Origin of the sequence: Paraburkholderia acidicola, assembly GCF_002362315.1 — a bacterium.
Lineage (GTDB): Bacteria > Pseudomonadota > Gammaproteobacteria > Burkholderiales > Burkholderiaceae > Paraburkholderia > Paraburkholderia acidicola.
Genome location: NZ_MTZV01000004.1, coordinates 434,280 through 459,477 on the forward strand (window position 1 = coordinate 434,280; position 25,198 = coordinate 459,477).

Annotated in this window: 26 protein-coding genes; 8 read left to right on the forward strand and 18 right to left on the reverse strand. The window is 59.6% G+C overall.

The window, feature by feature from the left end; genetic code table 11:
• Positions 1 to 11 precede the first annotated feature (11 nt).
• From BWP39_RS12185 to BWP39_RS12210, 6 genes are all read right to left on the reverse strand, one after another.
• Positions 12 to 1,241, reverse strand: coding sequence for an MFS transporter (locus BWP39_RS12185; protein WP_096720454.1), 1,230 nt, complete (start codon positions 1,239 to 1,241; stop codon positions 12 to 14).
• A 164-nt stretch (positions 1,242 to 1,405) separates the two neighbouring features.
• The gene (locus BWP39_RS12190) at positions 1,406 to 2,230 is read right to left on the reverse strand and encodes a class II aldolase/adducin family protein (RefSeq protein ID WP_096720456.1); all 825 of its coding nucleotides are present in this window, start codon (positions 2,228 to 2,230) and stop codon (positions 1,406 to 1,408) included.
• 84 nt (positions 2,231 to 2,314) lie between these two features.
• A complete protein-coding gene (locus tag BWP39_RS12195; protein ID WP_096720458.1) occupies positions 2,315 to 3,289 on the reverse strand; it encodes a DODA-type extradiol aromatic ring-opening family dioxygenase in 975 nt (324 codons plus the stop codon).
• A 22-nt stretch (positions 3,290 to 3,311) separates the two neighbouring features.
• Positions 3,312 to 3,911, reverse strand: a complete 600-nt coding sequence (locus tag BWP39_RS12200) for a cytochrome b (RefSeq protein WP_096720460.1) — start codon at positions 3,909 to 3,911, stop codon at positions 3,312 to 3,314.
• 37 nt (positions 3,912 to 3,948) lie between these two features.
• Positions 3,949 to 4,449: a GlcG/HbpS family heme-binding protein gene (locus BWP39_RS12205; protein WP_157915138.1), complete on the reverse strand. Its 501-nt coding sequence runs from the start codon at positions 4,447 to 4,449 to the stop codon at positions 3,949 to 3,951.
• A gap of 281 nt (positions 4,450 to 4,730) precedes the next feature.
• On the reverse strand, positions 4,731 to 5,825 hold the full coding sequence (locus BWP39_RS12210) for a porin (RefSeq protein WP_096720464.1): 1,095 nt from the start codon (positions 5,823 to 5,825) through the stop codon (positions 4,731 to 4,733).
• Positions 5,826 to 6,296: 471 nt separating this feature from the next.
• Between BWP39_RS12210 and BWP39_RS12215 the strand changes: the two genes are divergently transcribed.
• A complete protein-coding gene (locus BWP39_RS12215) occupies positions 6,297 to 7,535 on the forward strand; it encodes a LysR family transcriptional regulator (RefSeq protein ID WP_096720466.1) in 1,239 nt (412 codons plus the stop codon).
• A 24-nt stretch (positions 7,536 to 7,559) separates the two neighbouring features.
• Here the strand turns inward: BWP39_RS12215 and ligK are convergent, their stop codons facing one another.
• Together ligK and BWP39_RS12225 are read right to left on the reverse strand one after the other, a co-directional pair.
• Positions 7,560 to 8,243: a 4-carboxy-4-hydroxy-2-oxoadipate aldolase/oxaloacetate decarboxylase gene (gene ligK, locus BWP39_RS12220; protein ID WP_096720468.1), complete on the reverse strand. Its 684-nt coding sequence runs from the start codon at positions 8,241 to 8,243 to the stop codon at positions 7,560 to 7,562.
• 2 nt (positions 8,244 to 8,245) lie between these two features.
• Positions 8,246 to 9,271 (reverse strand): amidohydrolase family protein, encoded by a 1,026-nt coding sequence (locus BWP39_RS12225; protein ID WP_096720470.1) that lies wholly within the window; start codon positions 9,269 to 9,271, stop codon positions 8,246 to 8,248.
• 213 nt (positions 9,272 to 9,484) lie between these two features.
• Here BWP39_RS12225 and BWP39_RS12230 point away from each other — a divergent pair, with 213 nt between their 5' ends.
• The 4 genes from BWP39_RS12230 (at position 9,485) to BWP39_RS12245 (ending at position 14,305) form a co-directional block, all read left to right on the forward strand.
• Entirely contained in the window at positions 9,485 to 9,814 is a 330-nt protein-coding gene (locus tag BWP39_RS12230; protein ID WP_096720472.1) for a hypothetical protein, read from the forward strand.
• A 290-nt stretch (positions 9,815 to 10,104) separates the two neighbouring features.
• Positions 10,105 to 11,757: an MFS transporter gene (locus tag BWP39_RS12235; RefSeq protein ID WP_096720474.1), complete on the forward strand. Its 1,653-nt coding sequence runs from the start codon at positions 10,105 to 10,107 to the stop codon at positions 11,755 to 11,757.
• Positions 11,754 to 12,890: an HlyD family secretion protein gene (locus BWP39_RS12240; RefSeq protein ID WP_096720476.1), complete on the forward strand. Its 1,137-nt coding sequence runs from the start codon at positions 11,754 to 11,756 to the stop codon at positions 12,888 to 12,890. Before BWP39_RS12235 ends, BWP39_RS12240 begins: the two co-directional genes overlap by 4 nt.
• The gene (locus BWP39_RS12245; RefSeq protein ID WP_096720478.1) at positions 12,887 to 14,305 is read left to right on the forward strand and encodes an efflux transporter outer membrane subunit; all 1,419 of its coding nucleotides are present in this window, start codon (positions 12,887 to 12,889) and stop codon (positions 14,303 to 14,305) included. The genes BWP39_RS12240 and BWP39_RS12245 overlap by 4 nt, the downstream gene beginning before the upstream one ends.
• A gap of 71 nt (positions 14,306 to 14,376) precedes the next feature.
• Here BWP39_RS12245 and BWP39_RS12250 read toward each other — a convergent pair whose 3' ends face one another.
• A complete protein-coding gene (locus BWP39_RS12250; RefSeq protein WP_207556774.1) occupies positions 14,377 to 15,414 on the reverse strand; it encodes a hypothetical protein in 1,038 nt (345 codons plus the stop codon).
• Between the two features lie 229 nt (positions 15,415 to 15,643).
• Complete coding sequence (locus BWP39_RS12255; RefSeq protein ID WP_096720480.1) at positions 15,644 to 16,429, reverse strand: hypothetical protein; 786 nt, start codon at positions 16,427 to 16,429, stop codon at positions 15,644 to 15,646.
• A 150-nt stretch (positions 16,430 to 16,579) separates the two neighbouring features.
• Here BWP39_RS12255 and gcvA point away from each other — a divergent pair, with 150 nt between their 5' ends.
• A complete protein-coding gene (gcvA, locus tag BWP39_RS12260; RefSeq protein ID WP_207556775.1) occupies positions 16,580 to 17,497 on the forward strand; it encodes a transcriptional regulator GcvA in 918 nt (305 codons plus the stop codon).
• Positions 17,498 to 17,500: 3 nt separating this feature from the next.
• Here gcvA and BWP39_RS12265 read toward each other — a convergent pair whose 3' ends face one another.
• Both BWP39_RS12265 and BWP39_RS12270 read right to left on the reverse strand, forming a co-directional pair.
• Positions 17,501 to 17,932 (reverse strand): TA system VapC family ribonuclease toxin, encoded by a 432-nt coding sequence (locus tag BWP39_RS12265; RefSeq protein ID WP_096720482.1) that lies wholly within the window; start codon positions 17,930 to 17,932, stop codon positions 17,501 to 17,503.
• Positions 17,932 to 18,168, reverse strand: coding sequence for a hypothetical protein (locus BWP39_RS12270; protein ID WP_207556776.1), 237 nt, complete (start codon positions 18,166 to 18,168; stop codon positions 17,932 to 17,934). The genes BWP39_RS12265 and BWP39_RS12270 overlap by 1 nt, the downstream gene beginning before the upstream one ends.
• Before the next feature lie 164 nt (positions 18,169 to 18,332).
• Between BWP39_RS12270 and BWP39_RS12275 the strand changes: the two genes are divergently transcribed.
• Positions 18,333 to 18,902, forward strand: a complete 570-nt coding sequence (locus tag BWP39_RS12275) for a nucleotidyltransferase family protein (protein WP_096720486.1) — start codon at positions 18,333 to 18,335, stop codon at positions 18,900 to 18,902.
• Positions 18,903 to 18,972: 70 nt separating this feature from the next.
• Complete coding sequence (locus BWP39_RS12280; RefSeq protein WP_096720488.1) at positions 18,973 to 19,374, forward strand: GFA family protein; 402 nt, start codon at positions 18,973 to 18,975, stop codon at positions 19,372 to 19,374.
• Between the two features lie 22 nt (positions 19,375 to 19,396).
• Here BWP39_RS12280 and BWP39_RS12285 read toward each other — a convergent pair whose 3' ends face one another.
• The 6 genes from BWP39_RS12285 to BWP39_RS12310 are packed head-to-tail and all read right to left on the reverse strand — an operon-like array spanning position 19,397 to position 25,185.
• Positions 19,397 to 19,993 (reverse strand): phosphoheptose isomerase family protein, encoded by a 597-nt coding sequence (locus BWP39_RS12285; RefSeq protein WP_207556777.1) that lies wholly within the window; start codon positions 19,991 to 19,993, stop codon positions 19,397 to 19,399.
• Positions 19,994 to 20,042: 49 nt separating this feature from the next.
• The gene (locus tag BWP39_RS12290) at positions 20,043 to 20,660 is read right to left on the reverse strand and encodes a nucleoside/nucleotide kinase family protein (protein WP_096720490.1); all 618 of its coding nucleotides are present in this window, start codon (positions 20,658 to 20,660) and stop codon (positions 20,043 to 20,045) included.
• A gap of 41 nt (positions 20,661 to 20,701) precedes the next feature.
• The gene (locus BWP39_RS12295) at positions 20,702 to 21,577 is read right to left on the reverse strand and encodes a sugar phosphate isomerase/epimerase family protein (protein ID WP_096720492.1); all 876 of its coding nucleotides are present in this window, start codon (positions 21,575 to 21,577) and stop codon (positions 20,702 to 20,704) included.
• Positions 21,574 to 22,605 (reverse strand): ABC transporter permease, encoded by a 1,032-nt coding sequence (locus BWP39_RS12300; protein WP_096720494.1) that lies wholly within the window; start codon positions 22,603 to 22,605, stop codon positions 21,574 to 21,576. The genes BWP39_RS12295 and BWP39_RS12300 overlap by 4 nt, the downstream gene beginning before the upstream one ends.
• Complete coding sequence (locus BWP39_RS12305; RefSeq protein ID WP_096720496.1) at positions 22,602 to 23,615, reverse strand: ABC transporter permease; 1,014 nt, start codon at positions 23,613 to 23,615, stop codon at positions 22,602 to 22,604. The genes BWP39_RS12300 and BWP39_RS12305 overlap by 4 nt, the downstream gene beginning before the upstream one ends.
• Entirely contained in the window at positions 23,608 to 25,185 is a 1,578-nt protein-coding gene (locus BWP39_RS12310; protein ID WP_096722484.1) for a sugar ABC transporter ATP-binding protein, read from the reverse strand. Before BWP39_RS12310 ends, BWP39_RS12305 begins: the two co-directional genes overlap by 8 nt.
• Positions 25,186 to 25,198: the final 13 nt, after the last annotated feature.

The window sequence follows — 25,198 nt, forward strand, 5'->3', positions numbered from 1 at the left end:
CACGCGTGAACCTAGCGCGGTCTCACCACATCGACCGTGGCGTACGCGAGCGCCGCCACTAAAGTCGGTACGGCCACGATGACGAACATCGTCTGCGGGTGGGTATCGATGGACAACAGGTGCGCGCCCAGAATCGGTCCGAGCATCGATCCAATCCGCCCTGCTGCGAACATCCATCCCGCTCCGGTTGCCCGTACGCGCCGTGGATAAAGTTGCACGCACATCGCCGGTGTGTTCTGCTGACCACCGATCGCAAGCGCGCCAGCCAGAAAAAGCATCGCCCACAACGTAGCGGCCGAGCTGAAAAACTGCCCAATAAGCGCAATGCATAGCGCACCCGTGGCGATCATGAAAGCAACCAGTTTGAAGACACCCAGCTTTCGAACCGCTAACGTCGAGAGCAGCGCACCGGTCACGCCGCCGAGGTTGAGAAACACGCCGCACAGTGCCGCCACGCCCGGTGTCATCCCCGATCGCACGGCGATCATCGGAATCCAGCTCGTCAATAGATACGTCACCAGCAACATGCAGAAGATGCCCGTCGCAAGGAACGCGCTGGCGATAAGCCGTCCTTCCGCGAACGCGCCAAGAAACGCAACCTGCCAGCGGACTGCCGATTCAGCGACGACACCCTGCTGGCTCACCGTTTCTCGCATCGTCAACGACAGCGGAGCGGCGGCCAGCAACAGCACACCGGTACCTAAAAACAACGGCCGCCAGCCTTGCGCGTAAAGCAGCGCGGTCACCGCGCCACCGACAACCGCCCCAAGCGGGTAGCCGACAAACATCAGCGTCACCGCCGCGCTGCGTCTCGTTGCACTGAAGTGTTCGGCCACGAGCGGGACCACAGCAGTCAACACACCGCCCAACGCGAATCCCGACACAAAGCGAAGCAACCCGAAACCGCCGAACGACGATGCACGCGAACAGAGAATCGTGGCGATGCCCGCAACCACTAGCGAAGCGACAAGCGTGCGCGTACGTCCGAGACGATCGGCGACCGGTCCGAGCACGACACCACCCGCCATCGACCCTGCCAGCCCCGCTGTGAAAACGCGACCCAGCCCCATCGGCGTGAGATGCAATTCGCCGGAAATAAGCGGCGCCAGAAACGACACAATGAACATGTCGTAACCGTCGATCATCACCAGAATGCACGCCACAATGATCGGCACGAGATTCGAAGCACTGACAGACGGCGATGAATCGACCTGCTCGACAAGCTGCTGACTTCTCAACATCGTCTCCTCCGGGCGCTTGCTTTTATCGGCGTGTCTTCACCGTGAAACGATGGTATCCCGCGGGTTCTCGTGCGATCAATTGCATGGACCGGGGTTATTAATTTGTTATCGCAATCAGCGGGGAATGTGTGTCGGGGAATGGCAATCGGTACGCGCGGTGTGACTCAAAGCCGGTAAGACGGGTCGACCTTATCGACCTGTCTGAGCAGCGCGTCGAGCACGTCCTGCCCAGCGCCATAGCGCGGATCGAATTGCAATGAGGCGCTGGTCGAGAGAATCGCGATGTCTTCCGCGATCAGTCGTCTCGGTCCAAGGGCAGCGGAAGCGAGCTGGATTTCGCAGGCCCGGTTCAATGTCCACAACAAGCTGAACGCTTGCGCGATCGTGCTGCCGATCGACAGCAGACCGTGGTTGCGGAGGATCAGCAGGCGCCGCTCGCCAAGACTTGCGAGCATTCGCGGGCCTTCGTCGGGTCGCAGGGTGATGCCTTCAAACTCGTGATAGGCAACCTTGTCGTGCAGTTGCGCCGAGTAGAAGTTCGAGTTTTCCAGGCCGCTCACCGAGCACGCAACGGCCAAACCGGCCGTCGTATGGGTATGCATCACGCAATGCACATCGGGTAACCCGCGGTGAATGGTCGAATGCACGACGAAGCCCGCCGGATTCACGCCATAGTGCGAATCTCCGACTGCGTTGCCGTCGAGGTCGATCTTCACAAGGTTCGAGGCCGTGACTTCCGAATAGTGAAGCCCGAATGGATTGATCAGAAAGTGTGACTCTGGACCGGGGATGCGAACCGTAATGTGGTTGTAGATCAGTTCGGTCCATCCGAGCATCGCGAAGATGCGGTATACGCCGGCTAGCTGGACTCGCAGGTTTTGCTCGTCGTCGGCAGCGGCAGAGCTGGTTTCGCCCGGCTCCAATAGACCGTTTGTCAAACCGGTAGCACTGTGGTCCTGTACATCTTGCCGCTCCTGGACAATCTGCATGTTGAACTCCGTGTATCAACAGTGATATTTCGATCCGATCGGGTGGCGTCTCAGCGAACCTCGCTAACCACTAAAGCGCAGAAACTATTCCGCACCCGTACCCACGCCGCCCGCCACGACCATTCCATAGCCGATACCGTACTCAAGCGCCGGCACATAGATCTGCCGGCGCACCGGAGCGCTTTGCAACTGGCGATACGTGCTCCAGCCCGCTGTCCAGGCATTGAGTTCCATCGCACCAATGCCGGCTTCCTCGATCACGCTATCCGTTGCCCAGTTGTCGACCACCGAGATATCCGTTCCGCACATCAAATCCATGAATCGCTCATCGAATGCTTCATTCAAGCGGATGTCGCGCACGGTCCTGCGTCCGTCGATCAACATGTTTGCGCCTTCTTCGTGCATCGACTTCAGCTTGTCGAACCACGCGTCGCTCGACATTCCGCTGTCAGGTCCGGACATCTGCCACGCCTCGACCTCAGGCGACCCGCTTCCCAACGCCGGGTAATAGCGCGTTGGATGATGCGACAGGCCACCCGACGCAATCACGAGGATGCGTGCATCGACGCTGCTGAATATCTCGCCCAGCGCAACGCCCAGAAGACGGGCGCGCCCAAAAGAAAGCATCGGCGCTGCGATAGCGTTTAGAAATATGGGGATGACCGGGTACCGATCGAGCGATCCGCACAGACGATGAACCGGCTGCGAAAACGCGTGATCGACTTTCATCCGATGGGAAACCGCGGGATCGAACCCGCGCGCCATCAATGCCTGAACGATTGAGAGAACCGTCTGCCGGGGCACGCGAAACTCGCCGCCGAACCCACCTACATCCGCTACCGCGCTCGCCTCCAGGCCCACGCAATACGACGGCATCAGCGAGTAGTGGAAGCCGGCGAAGTGGTCGGATGCAAACACGACCACCAGTTCGGGATCGAAGCTCGCCACTTCCTGCGCCGTTCGCTCATAGAGCGAAAGTATTTCGGGCTCGCGTTCGGGCGCTTTCGCACGAATCAAGGTGATGGGCGAATGCGACACGCAGATCAGCATGGCAGTCATGGCGATTTCTTGACGGAAGACGTTAGCGTCTCGTTACACCAGTTCTTAGGGTCATGCGCGCTAACAGGTCGACTCGCTGTATCAACTGGTGATAGAGAACCGCGAGTAGGTGTCCGGCAATCAAGGCGTAGGTCGCCCATGCGAGCAGCGCATGAATCTGGCCACCGAGGTGCGCAAGCCAATGGCTCTCGGGCACGACGGCAGGCACGCGAAACAGCCAGAACCAGTTCACCGCGTGACCCGCGCCGTATGAGTTCAGATAACCACTGACTGGCATGGCGATCAGGATCACATACAGCAACCCGTGCCCGATGTGGGCCAGTGTTCGCTCAAAAGATGGAATGGATTCAGGTAGCGGCGTCGGCGCATTCGAGAGACGTGTGAACACCCGGATCAACGTCAGGAGCAGCACGGTAAGGCCAATCGATTTATGCAGATTGAACCATCCCTCTCTTGCCGGATTGTGCCGGTCAAGTTCGGTCATGTACCACGCTAACGGAATAACGACGAACATGCACAACGCGGTTAGCCAATGCAGTACGCGCAATGGGAGACCGTAGCGCAATTTGCCTTCGGGCAGGGCAGGTTGCGTGGAATTCGCGGGTAGTGGTGTAGTGAACATAAGAGCGCCTTGTATTGAATCGCGGCCACGTCAATGGTTACTTCAACTGGTCCTTGATGCTGTCAAGTCCGGCGCGCGCACAAGCTTCATCTTTATCGGAGACATCGGCGCCCCCTACCCCAATGCCACCGACGACGACGTCGCGACTGACAATAGGAAGTCCACCGCCCAACGCCAGAATCTCCGGATCAATCGCGGGCGGCGGATGACCAGAAGCGGCAGCGTGCTTCGCCATGTCACCGGTGCTGACGCCGAGCGCAGCCGATGTGTATGCCTTGCGTCGGCTGGTGCTGATGCTAATCGGCCCTGCGCCATCGCCTACCAGAAACACACGCGTTATCCCTTCTCTGTCGACGATGCTAACCGTCACGTGATAACCGTCTCTGTCGCAGGCAGTGAGCGCGTTTTGCGCGGCCTTGATCGCGACTTCGACTGGAAGGGGTCCAACGCTCAACGGATCGGTACCGGCGGCGGCAGCGCTCATGGCTACCGCGATGCCCACCAGGGCGGCGACAGTCGAGCCAATGACGCTACGCATCCTGCTCGACAGGGTTGCACCAGACTGCATACCGGAAACGGCCTGGGTACAGGCGCGTGCATCAATCGTCTCGCGAGGTAGCGATGGCTCTTTCATCAACATGATTTTCCCTGGTTGTTGTCGCAACGATCCGGTGAACCTGCGGCCAGAGTATTCGCCCGGGAGACATTCCTCAATTGCCGTTTCGCGATCTACTAATTTGCGATCGAAATCATTGAGCGGGTCTGATTTCTCGATACACGGTTGATCTGATCCGCACGCTTGAAGATCAGTCGCAACACCTAAAAGTGCGTCAGCACACCGATCCTCGCGAGAAACTGCGACGGCCCACTCGACGCCGATCCCGGATTGTTCAGGCCGTTGATCAAGGCATTGGCACCACGGTTGGTGCGCTGATAGACGACGGTGGTGTAGACAGCGGTACGCTTCGAGAGCGCATACGACAGGGCCGACGACACTTCATGAACGTGGTTGTTATCGACCTCGGAATTTCCCTTCATGTACACGTATGCAGCACCTAACCCCCACGCCGGATCTATCTGCCAGAACCCACTGAGCTGCCCTTCCCATACGGCTCCACCGTTCGCCCCGTTATGAATCGCGGTGAAGAGCGCCGCCATCGTCAACTTACCGAGGTAATAGTGGGCACCCACGCCCCAGTTACGAATACTGGCCTCAACACCGGAAATGACATACTTGACGTTAGTGATGGCCGCATTGGCCCCAAACGATCCCCTTGCATAGTTCACTCCGAAGCTGGACCCGTTGTTCGATCCAATCGATCCGGGAACCCCGCCAAAAGAATAAAGCGCACCACCGGAAAATCCATTCCACGCAGGCATCGCATACTTCACCGAGTTGGGAATCGCGGCGTTGAACCCCATGCGGTCCCAGTTGAACGACCCGGTCGGGTTGTTGGGAAGATTGAGCTTCGTAAACGGACCACCTGCTATGCCATAGGTGCCGTCATACATCTCCGAGCCGTCGTTGTGCCCGAGAAACACCGAGTCGACCATGAAGTCGCGCAGGTTGCCAAACGTCAACGTACCCAATCGATGGCTGTCGAAACCCGCCATCGATTCCCACGTGAACATGCTTTTGCCTTGCGGCCAACTCCCGGTTCCCAGTAAGTACTGGTCCTCAAGCTGGAAGATGAATGACGTGCCTTGCCCCAGGTCTTCCTTTCCCGTCAGAATGATCAGATTCGGGACATCGACACCATCGACAAACTGAACGTTGCCGTGTCCAGACGAATTGCTCACATAGGTCAAACCGGCATCCAGCAAGCCTGACAACGACAGGCTGCTTTGCGCGAAGAGAGCGGAACTGCCCGTCGACAACGCAATTAAAGACGTCGTGAAAACTGCACGATGCATATCTCCTCCAATTATTCTTAATTAGATGTATCGATAACTCATGCAATGACGATTAAGGCGAACGCTTCAATCTCGACGTGAGTGCACCAAAGCTTGTGGGCGTCGATTTTTATCGTTATTTGGTCAGACGAATTCCCTTGCCAGTGACTGTTCGGGCGAGCGAAATCCTCCCGGTGGGGATCTCGTATCCGGACCATCCGCTAGCGATCAGCCGCGTCGATACATGGAATGAAGCGACTCAGGTCGAGACGCAATCAACGGGCTAGACGGTTTCTCTACGGCTCAGCTTGAACGGTAGTGTAGTCGCGTCGAGACGAATCCTTGATTCTCTAAACAACTCTACTCATTGCCATTGCGAATCAGACTTCTAACGGGTTAGGCATCGGCTGCTTGTCGGGTACAGATGGAATCGTGTCGCCGATATAGAATCCTGTCATCCTCCATCGCAACGCGAAACCGGCTCACCTACCCATGCCCTCCGAGCTGATCAACCTTGCCCATTTGCGTACCTTTATGCGAGTGGCTCAGTACGGCAGCGCGACCAGAGCGGGTCAATCGCTTTATCGCGCGCAATCAGCAATCAGTCGGTCCATACGCACTCTCGAGGCGACGATTGGAGCGCCGCTATTTGAGCGGCGTGCTTCGGGCATGCTCCCTACGCGCACAGGTCAGTCCGTACTGCAACGCGCGGAGAAAGTCTTCGCGGAACTGGACACGAGCGCCAACGCGTCGTCGCTGCATGAATCTCGCGAGCACACGTCCTCATGTTGGGGAACACCGTCCTACCTGATGAACAGTCATCGTCTGCAACTCGTGGCAAGTCTTGGAAGACATCTCCACATGCCGACAGTGGCGAGAGCGTTCGGTGTCAGCCAGCCGGCCGTAAGCAGCGCGGTAAAGGCCGTGGAGACCGGTTCCGGTTTTCGCTTGTTCGACCGTACCGCCATGGGCTTAAAGCTCACTGTCGAGGGCGAGGCATTCATCCTTCGCATCCGGCGCGCACTGAATGAACTGCGCCTGATTCCCGCAGATATCGCCGCGCTAGCGGGTAAGGTTGTCGGTGAGGTCAACATCGGCGCGTTGCCGCTTACGCGTACTTCGATCCTCCCGGAATCTATCGCCAGGCTGCATGGCGCCTTTCCCGAAGTAGTGATCAGAACCGACGAGGGCTCATACGAAACATTGGTTGCGGATCTGCTCGCCGGTGACATCGATTTCATACTGGGCGCGTTGCGACCCGTCGAAAAAAACAGTGGGTTAAGCTGCGAAACGCTGATGTCAGAAGAGATGGTGGTGCTAGCCCGCAAAGGTCATCCGCTATCGGACATCCCGAACATCACGTTGGCGCAACTTGCCAATGCAAACTGGATCCTTCCACGCAGCCACTCGCCGGCACGCGCCATGCTCGATAACGTGTTCGTGCAAAGCCAGCTGCGTTCTCCTGCACCTACGGTCGAAACCGGCGATCTCGCCCTCACGAGAGAACTACTGCTACGCACCGACATGATTGCGGCACTCTCTGCCCAGCATTGGGAGCACGAGCGTCAGTCGGGTTGCCTGGTCGCACTCGATCTGGCGTTACCCGCCACGCGACGCGAGATCGGCTTCACGTTCCGGGCAGACACACTTCCGTCGCCTGCCATGCAATGTGCCGTCAACGCGATCCGGGAAGTCGTCAACCTGCGGATGCCGCTAGCCAATCACGTGTGATCGCCGAAAAGATGAGCGCCGGCTTCAGTCGATATAGCGCAGTCCCGCTTGCGCCAGCGATTCGCGCATCTTGTACATGTCGAGACCGAGAACACCCGATGCCAGCGTAGCGCGCTTCTGAACTTCGTTCGCTTCGCGCTCGGCTGCCCTGTCGAGTACCTCGTTGGCGAGCGCCCGAGGTACGCACACCACGCCATCGCCGTCCGCGACGATGACGTCGCCGGGTGTGACGAGTGCGCCCGCGCATACGACCGGTACATTCACCGAACCCAGTGTTGCCTTGATCGTGCCTTTAGCAGAAATGGCCTTGCTCCAGACCGGGAAGTTCATGTCTTCGAGCGTAGCGACGTCACGCACGCCGCCGTCGATGACCAAACCTCTCGCACCGCGCGCCTTGAAGCTCGTCGCAAGCAGGTCGCCAAAGTAACCGTCCGTGCATTCGGCGGTGATGGCTGCAACGACGACGTCTCCTGGGCGAATCTGTTCGGCGACCACGTGCATCATCCAGTTGTCGCCGGGATGCAGCAGCACCGTGACTGCGGTCCCGCTGGTACGCGCGCGAGAGAAAATAGGCCGCATATACGGCTTCATCAGACCCGTGCGCTTCATCGCTTCGTGGACCGTCGCCGAACCGAAGGAGCCGAGCTTTTCCGCCACGGTCTGGTCAGCGCGTTCGATGTTTCGATACACCACACCCAGTTCGTACATGATCAGTGTCCCTTGCGTTTCAGTGCGGCATCGAGTCGTGGATAGACACGGCGCGCGTTACATTCGTAGATCTTGTATCGGGCGTCCGCGTCGATCGTTGCGGTTTCGATGTAGCGTTTGGTGTCGTCGAAATAGTGGCCGGTTTCAGGATCGACACCGCGAACCGCACCGATCATTTCGCTCGCGAACAGGATGTTTTCGACGGGAATGACGCGCGTCAGCAGATCGATGCCCGGTTGATGGTAGACGCAGGTATCGAAAAAGATGTTGTTCAGCAGATGATCTTTTAGCAGCGGCTTCTTCAACTCTTGCGCGAGCCCGCGGAAACGGCCCCAATGGTACGGAACCGCGCCGCCACCGTGAGGAATGACAAAACGTAGTGTGGGAAAGTCGTGGAATAGATCTGCGGTCAGACATTGCATGAACGCTGTTGTGTCCGCATTCAGGTAGTGCGCGCCTGTCGTATGGAAACACGCGTTACAACTCGTGCTGACGTGGATCATCGCAGGGACATCGTACTCCACCATCTTTTCGTAAATCGGATACCAGTAGCGATCCGACAACGGCGGGCTCGTCCAGTGACCACCCGATGGGTCGGGGTTCAGGTTGATCGCGACGTTCCCATACTGCTCGATGCACCGGGTCAGTTCCGGAATGCAGCTTGCGGCGTCCACGCCTGGGCTCTGCGGCAACATCGCAGCAGGAATGAAATGGTCGGGAAATAGCTGGCTGACCCTGTAGCACAACTCGTTGCATATCGACGCCCACGTGCTGGACACTTCAAAATTGCCGATATGGTGTGCCATGAAGCTCGCGCGCGGGCTGAATACGGTCACGTCCAGACCCCGCTCGCGCATCAGACGAAGCTGATTGCTTTCGATCGACTCGCGTAGCTCGTCATCGCTGATGCGCAACTCTGACGGACTGGGTGTCTCGGCGGAATGGTTGATGCCCGCGATCTGTCGATTGCGCCATGTCTCTAGCGCCTTCGGTGCGGTCGTGTAGTGCCCGTGAATGTCGATGATCATGACGTTTCTTCATCCGTGCAATCGTGAAGCATCCAGCGTACTGCGTCGAACGCGCTTAAACCGGAAACTGATGATTGCTTCGTGAAGATTAGTATTTCGATTACCGAATCAGCGTCACGTATATCCATCGACATCCGCGTTGAACAGATCCAACACCGATTACATTTGTATGCTGGTAATCTCTGTTTGCCCAAAACTAAAGTGGAGAACGACATGACGTCATTGCATACAAGAAAGCTGGCCATCCTGCTCACATCAGGCGCATTGATGTTCGGTCTGGCCGGGCTCGCGCAAGCCCAGTCCAGCGACGCTGCGGCCACTGCCAGCCCATCCGCCTCAGCGCCTGCTACAAAGGCACAACAAAGGGCACAGAAAAAAGCTGAGCGAAAGGCGGCCCGCAAGCAGGCTCACGCGAAGAATGCTGCCGAACTGAAAAAGCTCGAGGCCAACGGCTATCACCCGGCACAGAACGATCCGAACTATCCGCAGAACCTGCAAAACGCAGAAAAGAAGGCCAACGCGGCTCAAGCAGCGAGTCAATAAAAGCCACGCAACTGCAACCGACCCGATCACCCTGGGGATAGCGTCACCAAGCCACTCCCCAGGGAAATCCCTTAGGCCACAATCAGGAAACATAGATCGGGCAACCTACCGCGACGCACCATCGTGTTGTCGAACAGGCAACGGCTGACCTATAGCTGACCTTTATATTCCGCATTATTCTGGCGAAGCCGCAAAGCGAAAATCGCAAGCGGCCTTAGTACGCGTTGCCCCATGCAGTGACACCCGATCAACCGACACGCGGCGAAAGCCCCACCCATCGACAGGACCGGATGCACAACGCCCCCCGCCTGGAAGAAGAAAGCGACTACACGCTAAAGCCGCATGAGCGGCCGATGGTACTGGGCGGACCGGCCAGTCCCGACCATCCGGCGGCGAGACGCTATGGCTACTTCGCGATCGGCTGTCTGATCTGCATCACGCAGGGGCTCGGTAACGGGCTGGTGTCGGTGAACCTGAATTACGCGCAGGGAACGCTCGGCCTCTACAGCGACGAAGCGACCTGGCTCACCGCCGCGTATTTCATGGTCTATGCGACCTCGAACCTGATCCTCGTGAAATTTCGCCAGCAGTTCGGTTTGCGGCGCTTCGTCATTTCCCTGCTCGTCACCTACGTCGTGTTCGCGATGCTGCATGTGTTCACGCGAGGATTCGCCTCGGCGGTGGTGGTGCGGGCCGTCAGCGCGATCTCCGCAGCCGGCCTTTCGTCGACGGGCATCTACTACATGATGCAGTCGTTCCCAGGACCGAAGAAAATGCTCGGGATGCTGATCGGCATCAGCGTTCCCCAGCTTGCGACGCCGCTCGCGCGTGTCCTGTCGCCCGGGCTGCTGGAAACGGGCAACTGGCACCGGCTCAACTGGTTCGAACTGGGCATGGCGCTGGCGACGCTGGCGGCCGTGATGGCCCTGCCCTTACCGCCGAGCGAGCGCCGCAAGGTATTCGAGCCAGCCGACTTTCTGACTCTCGCCGTGCTGGGATCGGGGCTCGCACTATTCGTGGCGATCTTCTCCGAAGGCCGGATCGAGTGGTGGACCGAGCGCGTCTGGCTGGGCTGGGCGCTCGCTGGCAGCATCGCGCTGATCACCGCGGGCCTGATCATCGAGCACTATCGCGTCAATCCGCTGATCAATACGCGCTGGCTGGGCACGCGCGAAGTTGCCCGCATCATGCTGATCGCGGCGGCAATCCGCATCCTCCTCTCCGAACAAACCTTTGGCTCGGTCGGTCTGCTGACGCTGTTCGGCATGCTCAACGACCAGATGATCACGCTCAATACGATCATCCTCGTGGCGTCGATCGCCGGCATCGTGTTCAGTGCGCTGACGCTCGATCCAAAGAATCCCGGCAAGCCGATCGCGATAGCGGCCGTGCTGATCGCGATCGGCGCCTTCATGGATGCGGATGCAACCAACCTGTCGAGGCCGGAAAATTTCTACATCAGCCAGGGGTTGATCGGCTTCGCCTCGCTGCTGTTCCTCGGGCGGGCGATGGTGATCGGTGCGGCGCGAATGGTCGTGGGCGGCAGCCAGAATTATCTGGTGAGCTTCATCGTGGTGTTCAACATCAGCCAGAGCGTCGGCGGTGTCGTGGGCAGTACCTTGCTCGGCACTTTTCAGACGATTCGCGAACGGTTTCATTCGAACGAACTCGTTCAGTCTCTCGTCATGAGTAACCCGGTGGTCGCCGCGCAGATGCGCGCGGGCGCGGCGCGACTGGCGCAACGCGTGGCACGCGAAGCAAATATTCTGGCCTACAACGACGTATTCCTGCTGGTGGGTGTGCTGGCCAGCCTGACCGTTGTTTGGGGCGTGATAATCCAGTGGTCGATGTGGCGACGTCGCGAGGTTTCGCCGCTCATCCTTCTCCAGCAGCAAGTGATGAAAGCACAACAGGCGCAAGCTAACAGGAAGAGCCCGGAATGAACGAGCCCAAAAATCAATTACCCGCGAGCAACGCCCAGACACCAGCCGCTGCCGCTCCCGCTGCAACGGCTGAACCGAGCGGCTGGCATCCGCCGAAGAAAAGCCGGCTGACGGTCATCATCATCGTCGTGCTCGCGCTGTGCGCGATCGGTGTGGTGCTGCGCGCGTGGCGTCTACCGCCCTTTGCCGGGCCCTTCGAAGATACCAACAATGCCTATGTGCGTGGATTCGTGACGACCATCAGTTCGCAGGTGAGTGGCTATGTCACGAGCGTGCCGGTCGACGATTTCCTCGAAGTAAAGGCCGGGCAGATTCTCGTCACCGTCGACGACCGCATCTATGCGGCGAGGGTTGCGCAAGCCCAGGCCAATCTTGAGGCGCAGCAGGCGGCATTCGATAATTCCGCGCAATCGCAACGCTCGCGCGAACTGGCGACACGCAGTCAGGATGCGAACATCGCCGCCGCGCGTGCGCAGCAGGTCCGTGCCGAAGCCGACATGCGCCGCGCAGATGCGCTCGTCAAGGACGGCTCGCTTTCGAAGCGCGAGTACGACCAGACACGTGCTGCATTGCTCGCGGCGCAGGCCGCGCTGCAACAGGCGGTTGCGGGTCGCTCGATCGGTACCGAAGATGTGCGCACCGTGCTGGTCGCGCGCCCGGGATTGAAGGCAGCGATCGATTCCGCCAAAGCGGCCCTGCGAAGCGCACAGGTCGATCTCGAGAACACGGTGATTCGTGCGCCTGTCGATGGACAGCTTTCCGAAGTCGGGGTGCGCAACGGCGACTATGTCACGGCGGGCACGCAGATGATGTCGCTGGTCCCGCACTTCGTCTGGATCGTGGCCAACTACAAGGAAGCGCAGACACATCGCATGCGCCCCGGCCAGCCCGTGACGTTCCGCGTCGATGCGCTCGGCGACGCCGAGCTGCATGGTCATGTCGAAAGAATCTCGCCGGCAACGGGGTCGGAATTTGCGGCGATCAAACCCGACAACGCGACCGGCAACTTCGTCAAGGTGGCACAGCGCATTGCGATCCGCATCAGCGTCGATCCGGGACAGGAACTGGCGCAGCGGCTGCGACCCGGCATGTCGGTTGAAACCGCGGTCGATACGCGCGATGGTGACAAATGAAACGCCGCGTTCCTGGTCGCGTTTCTAGCTGTATCTCTGGCCTCGGCGTTGCTCTGCTGCTGACCGCTTGCGCAGGGCCACCCGTCAAAGTCGCCACCGTGCCCGCTGTCGTCGAGCCCGCGGCATGGCAAGGCGATGCCGCGCAGACGATGTCGCTGGATAAGGACTGGTGGCGGCAATTCGGCGATCCGGTCCTGACCGCCCTGGTCGAAAAAGCGCTGGCCAACAATAGCGATATCGGCAAGGCAGTCGGCCGCGTGCGTGAGGCGCGCGCAGACGCCAGGATCGCGCGCGCCGCGTTGCTGCCGACACTCAACGCCGCCTTCGATAATGCCGGGCGCTCGCAGATTGTCAGTCCGTTTGGTACGCCGCTCCTGCTCAACACCGCACAGTGGGAGTTCGACGCTGCATGGGAAGTGGACCTGTTCGGCCGGCTGGCGGACCAGCGCGCCGCCGCGCGTGACGCGTATCTCGCCACCGCGGCAGCACGCGATGCCACACGGCTATCGGTCGCCAGTTCGACGGCGAGCGGCTACATCACACTGCTGAGCCTCGATGCACAGTTGAAGATCGCCGAGGCCACGCTCACTGCGCGCGCGAATTCACTGCGCCTCGCCAAAACAGAATTCGCGAACGGCTATTCGTCGCGACTGGAATTGCAGCAGGCACAGTCGGAATACGATGCGACCGCGCAACTTATCCCGCAGACGAAGCTCGCAATCACACGCGCAGAAAATTCGCTGAGCGTGCTCACCGACGATCTTCCCGGCGATATCCCACGCGGCGGTGTGCTCGACAAACTGACCGAGCCGGTCATTCCGCAGACCTTGCCTTCCGGGTTGTTAAGGCGCCGCCCCGATGTCGCCGCAGCGGAATATCAGCTCGCGGCCGCTGATAAGTCGCTTGCTGTGGCGCGCAAGAACTTCCTGCCCCAGTTCAATCTGGCGGCTTCGTTCGGGCGCTCCTTCGGCACCGAGCAGATCTATCCGTTCAACATCTGGTCGATAGGCGGGAGCATTCTTGCGCCGCTGTTCGAAGGCGGCAAGCTGACCGCGCTCGCCGACAAGGCCGGTGCGCAGCGCGATCAAGCCGCCTTTGCGTATCGCGGCACGGCCTTGACTGCGATCAGCGAGGCGGAGAAAGCGCTCGCAGCAGTTCAGCGTCTGGATGAGCAACTGGTGCTCGCCATCGCGCAACGCGACTCTTTGTCCGAGCAGTTGCGGATTGCTACCAATCGCTACCGCGAAGGTTACGCGGGCTATCTGGATCAGCTCGACGCGCAGCGCAATCTGCTTTCTGCGGAACTCGGTGTGGTGCAGTTGCGCGCCGATACGCTCGCGGCACGCGTGACGCTGTATCAAGCGATGGGGGGTGGGTGGAGCGTCGAGATGATCGGCAAGGCGGATGGGGAATAGTTGACGCCTTCCTCCGCATTCGGATCTCGATGTTTCGACCCACTGCGCTGCCAGCCGCTAGAGATCGACAGTCATCGCCGCTCTATCGACCAGATAACAGCATGCGATGGAGAGTAAGGCGTCGCGGATGAACCCGATATCTGGCCGAGATCGTTGATCCCGCTAGCGTTACTTCCATTGCCACCTGGCAGCGTGCCCAGATCGATCATCGCGCCCCTCTCGTACAGAAACGCATGCGAGTTCCCGCTAGCGTCGGACGACGACCCGACTATCTGACCGCGCTCGTTGATCGAATGAGCGGCACTGCTGCTGCCGCCGGGCAGTGTACCGAGGTCGGTCATCACACCCCTCTCGTACAGAAACGCGTGCTGGTTCCCGCTAGCAGTAGCCGATGAGCCAACCACCTGACCACGATTGTTGATCGCGTAAGCGGCACTGCTGTTACCGCCGGGCAGCACGCCCAGGTTGGTCATTGCGCCCTTCTCGAACAGAAACGCGTGCTGGTTGTTGTCGCTTGTCGTGGACCAGCCGACTATCTGGCCGCGATCGTTGATTGAGTTGGCCGAGCTGTAGTAGCCGCCAGGCAGCGTGCCCAGATTGGTCACAGTGCCTTTCTCAAACAACACGGCGTGCGACGCCCGGGTTGAGTCGAACGAGTAGCCAACCGCCTGGCCGCGATTGTTAATGCCGTAAGCGGTGCTGTTGTCGCCACCGGGCAGCAGGCCCAGGTCGGTCACGGCACCTTTCTCGAACAGCGCGGCGTGCGGGTACTGCGTTGCGATAAACGAGTAGCCGACGGCCTGGCCACGTTCGTTGATCCCGTAGGCGCCGGCACTGGTGCCACCATCGAACAGGCCGAGGTCGATCACCTTGCCGCGTTCATACAGCGTGGCGTGCTGCTCCCCACTTGCGAGGATCGAGTAACCGACCGTCTGGCCGCGCTCGTTGATGGGGCCAGCCGTGCTGAGATCGCTACCGGGTAGTGCGCCGAGATCCTTGATGGTGTAACTCTGGTGGGCTGCGGCGGGCTGGAAGGCGGCGACTGTGAGCAGGATGAACGCAGTCAGCGTGTGATGCACACGGTTCGTCGGCTTGCATGCGGTTTGCACGGCGATCTCCTTTCCTTGGGTGTGCCATGGACCGCAATACAACGCCGGTTCATGTGCTGCACAAAGCGGTACGGCTTGGGTCGCAATGGCGGGTGGGGTCGACAGGGAGCAGCGTCTTTTTGTGCGGGAAACTGGACATGCAGGCAGACAGAGGTCATCGACCAGTCTAGTTGATGGAATGGTTTCTTCAGCCGATTAAATCGTGACGCAAGTCATTGACCATGCACGATTATGACGACGACTCCACAGGAAGCGCGACGGGGACACGCATCCTGTACAAGGAAACAACCTGTATGGCGAGCGCGCAAAGAATCGCGACACCATAAGCGGCAAACAGATTGAACCGCGTCAACGTCAGGCTCAGTACGTAGAAAAACACAGCAAAGCCGAGGAGCGCCATCACGACGCCACGCATCAATGGCTGCACTGCAGTGTGACCGATCATGCGGTGACCGAATACCGCGAGGATGATGACCATGAACGGAAACGACGCGAACACACCGCTCGCTTTAGGCCCGACATATGGCGCGATCAACGTCACGCCGACCACCAGCGCGGCAATAAGCACCATGCGCAAAGGCAAATCCCACCACGGCGGATCGAGCCTGACGGTTCTAACGGTGTGGTCGGGAATGAGGTTCAGCGCAAGCGTAGCGGACAGGATGGCGATCAGAAACAGGAACGTTTGCGGCAGCGCGCTCCATTGCAGAAACCCGGCCACGATACAAAAAGTCGTGCACGCGCCCGCGAGCGCTGCAAGCCATCCGCGCGGCGCCAGTCTGTAATAGACAAAACAAAAGGCCGCTTGCGCAGCCGTCGCGACGAGCGAGCCCGCTGTAGCCTGCGCGGCAAAGGCAGGCCCATGTTCAAGAGCGAGGAACACCGAAATCGGCCCCGATGTGAGCGGCAACCCGACCAGCAGCCCACCAATCGCCTCTCCCCAACGACGAACAGCAATAGATGCAGCCAGCAGCAACAGCGGCGTAACAGCGAGCTTGAGAACAAGAAGATTCATGAATGACGGCACAACTCAGAGAATGTCGGCACAGGACGACGTACGCGGGTCGGTAGCTGCTTCGGCGTGGCTACCGGTTAATACTGAGGACAGCGCCTTCCGCTGACAAACCATTTGTCGTCATACAATGCGTGAGTACGACTCACGCATATGGCTACTGTGTTCGACCGACTTCCTCCTCTGCAAACGCTGCGCGCTTTCGAAGCAACCGGACGGCTGTTGAGCATGACGCTCGCAGCGGAAGAGCTGCACGTCACTCACGGCGCGGTGAGCCGGCATATCAAGACGCTCGAGAGTCATCTCGGCACGCCGCTGTTCCAGCGCCTGACCCGACGCATCGTCCTGACCGAAGCGGGCGCCGAATTCCTGCTGGCTGTGACCCGCGTGCTGGGGGAACTGACGAAGGAATCCGAACGCCTGCGTGCTCATGAAAATGTCGCGCGCCTCAAGATCAACGCGAGTGTTTCTTTTGCAAACAAGTGGCTCGCGCCACGGCTGCATCGATTGAAGGCTTTGCATCCGGAACTCGACGTGCACCTCGACGTAACTGACACGCATATCGATCTGAACGACAGCGACGTCGATGTGGCCATTCGTTATGGGAGTGGTCGTTATCCACGGGTTCTCGCCGAGCGGATTCTGGAAGAGACCGTGACGCCGGTTTGCAGTCCGGCTTATCAGGCGAAGATGGGCGGGCTGACTTCAGTAGCGAGTCTTGCGCGGTGTACGTTGCTACACGAGGACCGCATGCTGGCCAACTGGGAGCAATGGTTTGCACTGGCGAACGTGGACAGCATTCGTAGCGATCGGGGTTCGGCCTACAGTCACGGGAGCCTCGCTATCGAGGCGGCGATTCGCGGTGAAGGCATCGCGCTGGGGCGTAGCGTGATTGTGGCGGACGATATTGCGGCGGGATATCTGGTCGCGCCTTTTCCGCAGTTTCGGCTCAAGGCCGAGCGCGGGCATGATCTGCTTTATCGGATCGGTAGTCGGGATGACGCCAAGGTGTGTGCGTTGCGGGATTGGCTGGCGGATGAAGTGCGGGTGTTTCTTGCGCGTGGGGGGTGATGATCAGGCGAGCACTTCAAGATGCTTCGCACCAGCGTGCACCGCGCCGACCGCGAGGCGGCGGTCGAACGTGATGAGCGTGCCATCGTGCGCCCGTGCGAGTGCGAGTAGATAGGTATCGGTGACCTGGTCGGTCGCCAGCAAGCGGGTCGTATCGACGTGCTGCGAATCAAGCAGGCTCACATCATCAGGCCAGAAACGATGCCCAGGATGCGCGCGTAGCTGCGCGACCAGCGGCGCGACTGCGGCCGGCGACCCCGTTGTATTCGGATACTTCGGGTTGCCAATGATACGCAGCACACCGTTTTCGGTCAGCGGACACGTAGCCCACGACGTCTGTCCGACGCGCCCAAACCAAGCATGCGCCGTGTCGTGTTGCACGTGACCCGAGTCGAGCAGTGCGATCAATACATTGACGTCAAGCAGATAGGTCATCAGGGTGTCTCGTCCCGTAGCTGGTTGACGAGATCGAGCGTAACCGGACGATTGCCGGCCGCCGCCTGCAGCACCGGCAGCCCGTTTCGCACCGCGGGCGAGGCTAGACCACTAGGCGGCTGCAAGGCGGCCCGGGCAAGTTCCGACAACACACGTCCGATGCTGGAGTGCTCACGCTCCGCACGCGAGCGCACGACCGCGAGCACGTCGTCATCGATATCGAGAGTGGTACGCATATCGGCCCCTTTATCATCACGCATCAAACATCAGATGCGCTATTGTAGCAGCATCACTGCCCCGCCGTATAAGCAAGAGTTCAACGCCGATGATCAGGATTCGGACCATCCGTAGAGATTTGAACCGGAGCATCATTCCGACCTGACTTCTTTAACGAGAAAAAATGAGCACAGCCCTGGAACTCCACCTTGCTCAGGTCGCACAAAAGAATCGATGGAATGCGGTCATTCTGGCTCGCGCGGCACGACTCGGCTTTGAAGACTGGTGGTTAACCGCAGGCTGTATTGCTCAGTCTGTCTGGAATGTCGCCTGTGATCGGGATATTCACGCAGGCATCCGCGATTACGACCTGTTCTACTACGATCCGGATACGTCATGGGATGCAGAGAACGACGTTATCTCCGAGGCCGCACGAATATTTTCTGACATCCCTGTTGAAGTTCAGATCCGCAATCAAGCTCGCGTGCCGCTGTGGTACGAGAAGAAGTTCGGCATTTCGTTTGGTTCAGTGTATCGGGCTTCGGATGGTATCGATCGATTTCCGTGTGCAACGGTTGCTGTCGGAGTCAAGCTCCTCGACGAGAAGCTTGAGGTCTATGCGCCATTTGGCCTGACGTCTCTGTTCGAAGGTGTGCTGAGACCCAATCGCGCACTTCCTATACCGGACGTGTACGAAGAAAAGACCCGGCGCTGGCAACGCGAGTGGCCGCATCTTCGGCGGGAGCCTTGGTAGGCAGTCGAGCTTGAGTGGCCCGCACGACGACCCATAAAATGAAAGAACGCTTTACGGTCTGGAGGAGAACATGAAAATCACAGGTAACTGCCACTGCGGCACAATCGCCTACGAGGCCGTCGTCGATCCGCAAAAAGCTAGCCTTTGCCATTGCACCGATTGCCAGACCTTATCGGGCGCACCATTTCGCGCAAGCGTGCCCGCTATGGCCGAAGACTTTCATCTTCTGCGCGGTCAGCCCAAGATCTACATCAAGACAGCGGCATCTGGTGCGAAACGCGCTCAAGCGTTCTGTGCTGAATGTGGCACACCGATCTACGCGTCGGCCGCCGAAAATCCCACTCAATACAATCTGCGGCTAGGCGCGGTAGCGCAGCGCGCGCAGATCCCGGCGCTCAAACAACGATGGTGTGATTCGGCACTGTCGTGGGCTCAGGACATCACGCCTCTACCAGGATCGCCTCAACAATGAAGCGCGCCTGAGGATCAATTCATCATTCCAGATTCGTATGCCGCGCACGCATGGACGCCTCATCAACCTCGAGACGGCCCGCAAGCTGCGCAACGATGTACTCGCATAGCAGGAACAGACCACCTTCATACGCGCTGCCCATCGGAAGCGCCAGTGGTCCCGACGTATGCGCCACCGGACGAGCCATCGTCCGGGCAGGCAAAAGAATCGTTAGGTCCGCGCAATGCCGCAACGGTGCATCAGGTTCCGCGGTGAACAGTACAGTCTTCGCGCCTGCGGTCTGTGCGATCCGCATCAAAGCAGCGACGGTGTCGAAGTGCCCAGGGCCGGCGCTCGCGATGAAGAGATCCCCGCCTCCTACGGCAGGTAACGCCATGTCGCCAACGGGCGTCGCGCGCAGCCCCAGATGAAAAAGCCGCATGCTGAACGCCCGCATCATGAGCCCTTCCCTGCCGAGTCCATGGAGCGCGATAACGCCCGCCTGCGCGAGCAAACCGCACAACGCATCGATGTCCTCCACCGCGACTGCGCCGACGACAGCCTGCAATTCACGGCACGCGTCCTCGGCCCATTCCGGTAGATCGACGGCAGGAACCTGACCGGTAGCACTGTTCTTCATGGTGTCCGCCTCTGAAGGCCAGGAATTAAACGCAAGCGATCGCGCTCTACTAAGCCAACGGAAATACCAGATCCGCCCGCGCCCGCGTCGACTCGATCAGCACCGCGTTAACCTCGTCAGTCTGTTGAACCCAGTTTCTCGCCGCAACTTCATCGCGGCCAAACCGCATATGGCGCTCAACCAGTCGTTGCCTGCGCAATTCCGGATCGACATCGACATACCACGCCTCATCGAGCAACGGCCGAACGTCCTTCCAGTGACCGCGATCGAGCAACAGATAGTTGCCTTCGGTAATCACGAGCGGCGTGTCTGGCATAACAGGAATCGCGCCCGCGATCGGTTCTTCGATCTCGCGGCGAAACGTGGGCGCGTAAATCACTTCGCCGGAACGCTGCGCGCGCAGGCGGCCCAGCAGCGCGACGTAACCCGCGCTGTCGAACGTATCTTCTGCACCCTTACGGGCAGCGCGGCCAAGACGTTCAAGTTCGACGTTCGCAAGATGAAACCCATCCATCGGCACGATAACCGCGCGATCCGAAAAAGCTTCGAGTATCGCCTGCGCCACCGTCGATTTGCCGGCGCCCGGCGCACCGACCAGCCCAAGAATACGGCGCTTACCGTCGGCGATAAGCTGCTCCAGCCTTTCAATAAAGCGATCTTCGATCATCGAGACAATGAGGTGTCGTGTTGAAAAAACGGCGCATCGTCCTAATGATGCGCCCTCGCCTTAGCCGCCGCGTTCACGCCGCCAGCGATAAACGCCCGTGCATGCGTGGCCAGATCCATGCCGTCGTCCCACAGGTTCCGCCAGATCGCCAGCGCGTTGGACAACTGCTCGTTCACGACGCTCGATGAAAAACTCTCGAACGTGATCACGCCCTGGTAGTCGATCATCGCGAGCGCATGGAAAAACTGCGCAAAGTCGATGGTACCCGAACCCAGATAGCCACGGTTGCTCTCGCCGATATGGACGTAGCCCAGGCGTTTTCCGCACGCGAGGACCGGTTGCATGAAATCGGATTCTTCGATGTTCATGTGATAGGTGTCGAGATGCACGACGACGTTTGGTGCGCCAACGTCATCGAGCATCGCGAGCGCTTGCGACGCGGTGTTCAGCAGATTGCTCTCGTAGCGGTTCACCACTTCGAGACCCAGCGTGACGTTTCTCTTGTGCGCAAAGTCCGCCACGCGCTTTAGCGCATCGACCGCGTTGCGACGCCCTTGTGCGGTAAGCGGTGCGGAATACTTCCCCATCGCACCGTACAAAATTCCGCCGAAGTAATTGCCGCCAAGTTCGGCGGTAATGCTGATGCCTTCTTCGAGCAACGACAGTCCACGTGCAACGGAAGCGGGATCGTCGCTGGATACATCGGCATCGAAAGTCAGGCCGCGCGAGCAGCCAAGCTGCAGACCGTGCTCCTGCAACAAGTCACGCGTAAGCGCCAGGTCCATGACCTTCGGTCCATGTAAAGACAGTTCGACGAGGTCGAACCCTGCGGCTTTAGTCTGGCTGATCACCTTGCGAGTCGACTCCGGCGTCAGATCGCCGGACCATACCAATGCGTGCACGCCTAGCTTGTTCATTGAGTCTTTCCTCCTGATGCGGTCACGCGTCGGCGGACCATGGACTGAATAGAGCCGTGCGCCCACGCCCAACGGATGAGCATCACGGCAAGCAAAAACACACCCCACAGGGCCGTCGCAAGATGCTGACTCGCGCCAAGCAGATTGAGGCCAGAGGCGATCGCCTGCAGGATGACCAGCGCAATCACTACCGGCACGACACGCCCGAAGCCGCCGAACGGATCCACGCGCCCGAGAAAACAGGCGAGCACGGAGATCAGCAGGAACGCTTCGCCATGACCGACCCGCACCGAGTTGAAACTACCGAGCATCACCACACCGGCGACGCCGCACATCAGTCCCGAGAGCATGTAAATGCGGGTGACGGCGCGCGTCGTTGCAATACCCGAGTAGCGGGTTGCCTCGAGATTCGAGCCGATCATCCGCGTAGCGAAGCCGAGACGGGTGCGCGTCATGACGACGTGCCAGAGCGCTGCGCAACCGGCGAAGATCCACAACGGCACCGGGACGCCGAGCAACAGCCCATTGCCTAGCGACAGCACGAACGGCGGAAAACCTGAAATATCTCCACCGTGTGTGAGAAATTCACCGAGGCCGCGCAGGAAAATCATCATCGACAGCGAGACGAGAATTGGACTCGCGCCGGTCCGCGCGATGATCGCGCCCATCACCCATCCGGAAGCGGCACCGGTTGCGAGCGCAGCGGCGATACCGAGCGCGATGGTGCCCGCGCCCGCATCCACGCCACCATACGAATGCAGCACCCACGCCATCGCCAGGCCAGCGATATTGGCGGTAAAGGTCACCGCAAGATTGAAGCCACCGGAAACGAGCGGCATCAACATCGCCAGCGTAAATAACCCAAGTTCCGGCAACTGAAAGGCCACCGACGTGAACGTATCGACAGAGAAAAAGCGCGGCGAGGCATAGCTCATTGCCGCAATGACGAAGACGAGAAAGCCAAGCAGACCGACAATGTCCGCGGGTACGTGCGGCACGAAGGAGCGTCGCGATGAAGAGGTACTCATGACGACGCCTTTGCACGTGGCGACATGAACCGCGATCCCGCGAGCTTCGCAAAACCGTCGCTCGACAAGGTGATCGCAATCAGGATGATCGCGCCGATGATCATCTTGAACGCGTAAGGCGAGATGCCGAGCAGGTTGAGCCCATTCGCGGTGATGGCGGTCAGCAGAATGCCGAGGATGGCACCGAGGATCGTGCCTCGACCGCCGCCCAGTCGTGCTCCACCGAGCACTACCGCTGCGAGCACCTCGAGTTCACGTCCGTAGAGCGCGTTGGGCACGACCTCCTGTACGTAGTGAGCCTGCATCAGTCCCGCGACGCCGGCCATCATGCCGAGCCAGCCGAACGCCACGTAATGCATCGTGCCGAGATTGATACCGACACGGCGCGCGGCCTCCGGGTTGTCGCCCATCGCGTAGAGTTGCCGCCCCGTGGTCGTGCGTCGAAGTAGAAACCAGGTTGCCGAGACCATCACGGCCATCACGGCGACAGGCAACGCGAGGTCCGCCACACCGCTTGCGGTCTTCACCTGCACGAGTGAAACGCGGTTCATCCACCAGTCGGGCAGATCGTAGATCGACACGCCACCGGTGACGAACATCAAGCCGCCGAAGAATATATTGAAGGTAGCAATCGTCACCACGATCGAAACGATACGAAAGCGATAGATGAAGGTGGCGTTGATCGCGCCCAGCAGAAATCCAAAGCCGGCAGCCGCAACAAAACCGGTCGCCCAGTTACCACCACCGAGATGCATGACTGTCAACGCCGTGAGGTACTGAACCACCGACGCGCCCACCGCAAACGAAATATCGATCCCGCCGGCGATCAACACCACCAGCAGCCCAACGGCGAAGATCAGATTGACCGAACTCTGGTTGAGCAGATCGAACAGGTTCGGCAACGTAAGGAAGGTCGTCGTTGAAACGCTGAGACCGATCGCCATGACGGCGATGACGAGAATCAGCAGGGCTTCGGTTGAGCCGATTCCCCATTTGCGCAAATCAGGCATGGACGTCTCGCTCGATCTGATCGATGGTCGTGGCACCGGGCACGTACTCCGCGACGATCTGGCCATTGCGCATATGCAGAACACGATCGGCGTTGAAATAGACTTCGGGGATCTCGTCGGAGATCAGCAGGATGGCCATGCCCTGTTCCGCAAGCTGGTGAATGATCGCGAAGATGCCGGCCCGCGCGCCCACGTCCACACCGACTGTCGGTGAGTCGAGGATCAGTAGCTCTGGGTTGGTCGCGAGCCACTTGGCGAGTACTACGCGCTGCTGGTTGCCGCCGGAAAGAGTCGATACCGCGTCGTCCGGCTTACCGATCTTGATCGCTAGCCGTTCGATCCAGCCGCGAATCAGTTCGTCGCGTTTGCGTAGTGCGATCAGATGCGTGGCATCGAGCAGGTCATCCAGTACTGCAGCCACGGTGTTGTCGCCGATCGATTGCTGCTGCACGAGACCGAGCTGCAGACGATCTTCGGAAACATAGGCAATGCCTTCGCGAATTGCATCGCGGTTCGAGCGCAGCGATAACGGCTTTCCGTCGAGGCGGATCGTGCCCGCATCGGGCCGCGTCATACCGAACAGCGACAGCGCGAGTTCCGTGCGCCCTGCGCCGAGGCGACCCGTCAAGCCAACGATCTCGCCTCGCTTTACGTCGAATGACACGGAGTCGTATTCGTCACGCCGCGACAGATTTTCGACCCGCAATACGACCGGCGCCGCCGATAGATCCGTCGTACGTACCGCGTAGTCGAAGGTGCGGCCGGTCATCAGTTCCGTCAGCCGCGTTTGTGTCATGCCGTCCGTCGGGAACGTGCCGACGTAACGGCCATCGCGCAGCACCGTCACGCGCGTACAGACATCGAGCACTTCTGCGAGCCGGTGACTGACGAACACGACAGCAATACCGTCGGCGGAGAGACGCCGGACGATCTTGAGCAGCGCTTCCGTCTCGGCGTGACTCAGCGATGCGGTGGGTTCGTCCATGAAGACCAACCGTGCATCGGCAACGAGTGCGCGGGCGATCGCCACAACCTGGCGCTGCGCAATCGACAGCGAGCGCACCGACCGGTTAAGCGCGATATCGACACCTAATCGCTCGAGGATGCGGCGCGCCGCAATCTTCATCCGGCCGTAGTTGACGAGGCGCGGACGTGGACCGAGGTTCTGTTCGAAGGCGATATTCTCGGCAACCGTCATTTCGGGAAACAGCGCAAGGTCCTGCCAGATCACCTGAATGCCTAGGTCTCGTGCCTTTGCCGGGTCCAGTCCTTCAATCGATTGCCCATCCATCAGCATCACGGCGTCGGCTTCCGGTTGATAGACACCGCTGATCACCTTGATCAGCGTGCTCTTGCCGCAACCGTTTTCTCCGGCGAGGCACAGCACCTCGCCGGGCATCACGTCGAACTTCACGGCCTGCAGCGCTTTCACGCCGCCGAAGAGCTTCGAAATATTTTCGAGCTTGAGCAACGCGGTGCCTTCAGCATGATCCGTGTCGACCACCGCGGGTACGTCGCTCGCATGACCTCGCCCAGACGAGCGAGGTGCCGTAGAAGCTGTGGGGTTCATCGATTGATTCCGC